The organism is Vibrio penaeicida (assembly GCF_002933855.1).
Classification (GTDB): Bacteria; Pseudomonadota; Gammaproteobacteria; order Enterobacterales; family Vibrionaceae; genus Vibrio; species Vibrio penaeicida_A.
Genome location: NZ_BFAQ01000072.1, coordinates 1296 through 2326, shown reverse-complemented (window position 1 = coordinate 2326; position 1031 = coordinate 1296). Strand labels below are relative to the sequence as shown.

Here is a 1031-nt window from a genome sequence, read left to right as displayed (position 1 = left end):
AATTTCGTGACACACATAACGCCAGCTTAAACCGCAGACAACGCACAAAACAAGCCGCTGCATTACGCCTTAAACACTAAAATTACCGCAAACCAAAAGTGCCACGCGTTGGCTGTCGGTTTGAAGCTTTTGTTATGTATTTTACCTATTCGTGCACTACGATATCGTACAGCTGGCATTCATTGAAAATCCGGGCACCTTCATTATTGGCTCTGATAGAAACAATCTTTCCAGAAGCAAATGCCATCATCGCAGTACTATACTTTAATCGACCTATTTCTTCATTGAGGTTAATCCAAACCCTTCCTCCACAATTGCTACTTGGTTCAAACGCAGTATTCAGACCAATAAAGCCTGCTACACCCTCTATGCGGAGATTTGAAATTTTTTGGTTCGGTACAGCGACAACAGCGGCTATTGATTGGTACGAAAATATCAGACTTAGAAGCAAAACTAACTTTTTCATTTATATTTCCCTATGTAGTGAGCGAGATTGACATAACGCCCAATTAAACTGCCAAAAACGTACAAATGCCGTTTCTGCATGACACCTTAAACACCAAACTCAAAGCAAACTCAAAATGCCACACGTTTTTGGTCTGTTTGAATTGTTTGTTAGCACTAAAATTCTTCGATTGTGCTGCGTTCTTCGACTTCTAGAATATCGAACTCTACCTCACCATCATCTTCAAGGGTGAAAGTAACTGAAGACTCTTCTTCTCCATCAAGATCCATGTCAGCACAACCATTGTAAACTGACCACTGGTACTGGTAATCGAGTTGGTATTCGTTGCCACTGAGAAAAGTAACATCGAAGATATCAATTCCAGTGTGGTTTTCTGCACGAGAGTTAATATGCGACAAATCAGGTACAAGAGATGAACCAAACGATTCTTCATGCTCCATGAGGAAAGCCTTCAATTCTTGGCAAAGATGGGAGCCATGCTCAATTTCGCCAGACTTACTTTGGAAAATCATGTTTATACCTCGAAACTTAGTATTTATGGTTAGTGCTAACGCCAGCTTAAACC

The 1031-nt window shown here is 40.6% G+C and carries 2 protein-coding genes; both read right to left on the bottom strand.

Annotated elements, in window-relative coordinates; translation table 11 throughout:
• Window positions 1-145: 145 nt before the first annotated feature.
• Window positions 146-466: a hypothetical protein gene (locus VPNCDNU1_RS28135; protein WP_104403441.1), complete on the bottom strand. Its 321-nt coding sequence runs from the start codon at window positions 464-466 to the stop codon at window positions 146-148.
• Window positions 467-621: 155 nt separating this feature from the next.
• Window positions 622-1031: hypothetical protein (locus VPNCDNU1_RS28130; protein ID WP_237324244.1), on the bottom strand; the 410-nt coding region annotated here is incomplete at its 5' end.

What these genes read in the sequence shown, in the direction of transcription:
- VPNCDNU1_RS28135 (WP_104403441.1), bottom strand. Translation starts at nt 466, where the DNA reads ATGAAAAAGTTAGTTTTGCTTCTAAGTCTGATATTTTCGTACCAATCA.